This window comes from Mesorhizobium sp. M7A.F.Ca.MR.362.00.0.0 (assembly GCF_004023175.1).
GTDB lineage: Bacteria > Pseudomonadota > Alphaproteobacteria > Rhizobiales > Rhizobiaceae > Mesorhizobium.
The window spans coordinates 1694-5043 of sequence record NZ_RZTF01000410.1 but is presented as its reverse complement, the minus strand read 5'-3'; the positions used below and the strand labels follow the sequence as shown (position 1 = coordinate 5043).

The following is a 3350-nucleotide window of genomic DNA, read 5'->3' as shown; positions in this document are numbered from 1 at the left end:
GTCCCATGATGCCGACTTTCGTGCCGGGCGCTGCCTGCATGGCCCAGGCGGAGCCAACGCTCTCGCCGGGATGGACGAGGAAGTCGACATCGATGATGCCCTTGGCCACGTCCAGCGCGCGGATGGTGTAGACGCGCGCCACCGGGCGCCGGTCATCGGCGGGCCAGACCGGCAAGCCATTGCCGCCGAGCACCGGCCAAAGCGGATCGGGCACCTCCCTGGTCGGAAACAGCATGCGGATGTGCATGCCGCCGAATTTGGCGAAACGCGAGAGATTCTCGCCGGCCAGCCGGATGCGGCGCATGTGCGGGGTGAGGTCGCGAATATCCGTCACCACCATCTCGCGGAACTGGGCGAGGCTGGTTTCGCCTGAGAGATCGCCGGTCCAGACGATCTCGGGGTTTTCCTCCTTGGCGTAGACCTGTACGGCTGTGGCCAGCAGGTCCTTGATACGGGCGAGCCCGTCGCGGTCGGCAGCATTGGCCCGCATCACCAGCCGTTCCATGTCGAAAGAGGCCCCGCCGAAGGCAAAGCGGAAATCGATGCGCTTTCCCTCATGCGAGGCATCGGCCTCGAAGCTCCGCAGCCTGTCTGAGATGCTGTCCATGTAGTCCGGCAGACGCCTCAGGTTGAGCCGCGCCTCGCAGGCCAGTTCACGCACCGATGCTTCGTTCATTGTCAGCCTCCGATCCTGCCGGTGAGGGCCACCTTGAAGGTGCGGCCCTTGCCCTGTTCGGTTGCCGCCGAGGTCGACCATGCGCTTTGCGGGTCGGTGTAGGCGGTGTTGAAGATGTTATCGACGCCGAAATCGAGCTTGAGGTTGTCGTTGACGCGCCAGTTGGCGAAGACATTGACCAGATCGAAGGCGTCGTCGACAATCGGCACGGCGTTGGGATTGGTGCGGCTGGTGCGGGTGATCTTGCCGACGCTGAGATATTGCGCGCCGACCGTGAGCTGGTCCTCCAGCATGCGAAAGCCGATTGTGGCCGAGAAGCGGTCGAGCGGCGTGTTGTTCAGCGCCTGGCCGGAATAGACGCCGCTGACGACCTTGGCGTTGATCAGCGCACCGGCGAGGTTTACGAAACCCCAGTTGTAGTCATAGACCATCTCGGCCTCGACGCCCTTCAGGCGGGCGTCGCCGATGTTGATTGCCGTGCGCGGCAGGACGGTGAGGTCGACGTCGATATAGTCCTCGACGTCGGTGTGGAAGACGTTGAGCTTGGCGCGCAACCGGTCGCCCGGCGTCAGCAAATCATCGTATTTGACATTGATGCCGGCTTCCCAGCTCTTCGCCGTTTCGGGCTGCAGCAGGAGATTGGGCCGATAGGTGTCGCCGCCGCCATGCGCGCCGCCGCCACGGAAGACATCCTGCAGGCCAGGCGCCCGGTAGCCTTCGGAGTAGGTGCCATAGAGCTGAAAGCCGTCAAACGGCGTGACGCCGACGGTGAGGCGCGGCGACCAGCGATCGCCGGAGATCGAGGCTTCCTGTGGCGACGGGATGCGCGTCTTGCCATCGAGTTGGTAGCCGTCATAGCGCATCGCAGCTATGGCCTGCAGCCAGTCCTCGTAATCGCCCTGCCACTGCAGGAAGCCGCCATAGCCCTGCTGTTGGCCAGCGCCGAAATGCGCCGCTTCCGAGGAGGCTTCGAGATAGTAGTAATCGAGTCCGTAGGTCAGCGTGTGGGCCAGCCCCCAGGCGTCGAAGCGCGAGGAGTTCTTCACGTTGAAGCCCGAGGTGGCGACATCATAGAAACGGAAATTGCCGATCCCTGAGGCGGGCGCGACCTGCGTCTGCTCGGCGCGGGTGCGGTTGTGGTAGGCATTGGCGCTGAAGTCGATCAGCGCGTTGTCGTCGGGTCTCCAGGTGTAGGCAGCGGTGTAGGTCTGGTTGGTGGTGTTGGTGTCGTAGCGGCTCAGCGTTGGCGAGGTCGAGCCGCTGGATCCGGTGATCTGGTCGTTGTAGCGCTGCAGGATGGCGCCGAGCTTCAGCTCGTGGCCATCGGCCGGCCGCAGAGTCGTCTTCAGATAGCCGCTGGTCACCCGCTCGCCGGTCCACGGCACGGTGTCGCCATTGCCGTCGGTGTAGCTGTCGCGGTCGCGATAGATGAGGTTGCCGATGATGTCGGCATCGTCGCTGAAACGGTAGGCGCCGGTGGTGCTGGTGGTGAAGCCGTCGCCATTGTCCTCATAGCCGAGCTTTTCGCTCAGCGCCCAGCGCTCGTCCTTCTTGAGGAAGTCGCCGGCATCCTTGGTCTCGAAGGAGACGACGCCGCCGATGCCGCCGGAACCATAAGCATTCGACACCGGACCGCGAATGACAGTGGCTTCCTTGATCAGGTCGGGTTCGACATAGAACGAGCCCGAACCGTGACCGACGCGCCAGTAATCCTGACGAGCGCCATCGAGTGTCACGACGACGCGGCCATATTGTTCCAGGCCGCGAATGTTGATGGCGGTTGCCGGATCGTCGCCGTTCATCGAGGCGGCGACGCCGGGCGTGGTGCGAAAGATGTCGGCGGCGGTGTCGGGCTGAATGCGGTCGAGTTCGTCCTGATCGATGGCGCTGATGGCGGCCATCGATTCGATCACCGCCGTCTTGATCATCGTCGCCGAGATGGTGATCACGTCGAGCATGGTCGCCGGCTGGTGCTGCGCGGCACTGGCCGGTGCCAGGCGGCCGGCCTTGGCGGCGGCCTTTTTCTCCTGGTCCTGTTCCTGCGCGTTGGCAAAAGGCACGGCGCAGAGGCCGAGCACGAAGGCGAGCGCGGTGCTCGCCATCAAGGTCGTGTTTGTTGTCGTTGTCATAGTCATGCAGCCCCCAAGCAAAAGCAAAACTGCTGGCGGTGGCTGAAGGGCCTTGGCTGGCATCCCTCGACCAGGCGGGTCGGGGCAGGGGTCACATATTAAAACATGATGACATAAGTCAACTTTAAATTTATAGCCGACCGTCATCGAGAAGCATTTGGCACGGGAGCAGCGGCATGGTCGGAAGTGTGGGCGATGGCAAGAGGATCGGCTGGTTGCAACCGGGCAGGATCGCGGCGGTGCTGCTTCTGGCGCTGTCGGTGCTGGCGCCTTCCTGCGGCTTCAAGGCGCTGGCCGCCGAGACGGTTGTCGATGCGCTGGGGCGAAGCGTCGTGCCGGGCGCGGCGACCCGAATCGTGACGCTCGGCTCCGACGTCACCGAGATCGTGCACGCGCTCGGCGCCGGCGAGCGGATCATCGCCGTCGATCGCGGCAGCAAATATCCGCCATCCGTAACCGGGAAGCCCAATGTCGGCTACCGCCGCCAGCTTTCGGTCGAGGGGCTGGCCAGCTTGCGTCCCGATCTGATCCTGGCGGCCGAGGAC

3 protein-coding genes are annotated in these 3350 nt (G+C 64.0%); 1 reads left to right on the top strand and 2 read right to left on the bottom strand.

Going from position 1 to position 3350, the window contains the following annotated elements:
* Together EOC06_RS44010 and EOC06_RS31540 are read right to left on the bottom strand one after the other, a co-directional pair.
* Window positions 1-676 (bottom strand): siderophore-interacting protein (locus EOC06_RS44010; RefSeq protein WP_245470254.1); only part of this gene is annotated, 676 nt, incomplete at its 3' end.
* Window positions 677-678: 2 nt separating this feature from the next.
* Window positions 679-2805 carry a TonB-dependent hemoglobin/transferrin/lactoferrin family receptor gene (locus EOC06_RS31540; protein ID WP_128309626.1) on the bottom strand — a complete coding sequence of 709 codons (2127 nt, stop codon included), beginning with the start codon at window positions 2803-2805 and terminating at the stop codon, window positions 679-681.
* 176 nt (window positions 2806-2981) lie between these two features.
* Between EOC06_RS31540 and EOC06_RS44005 the strand changes: the two genes are divergently transcribed.
* The coding region (locus tag EOC06_RS44005; protein ID WP_245470253.1) for an ABC transporter substrate-binding protein at window positions 2982-3350 on the top strand (369 nt) is incomplete at its 3' end.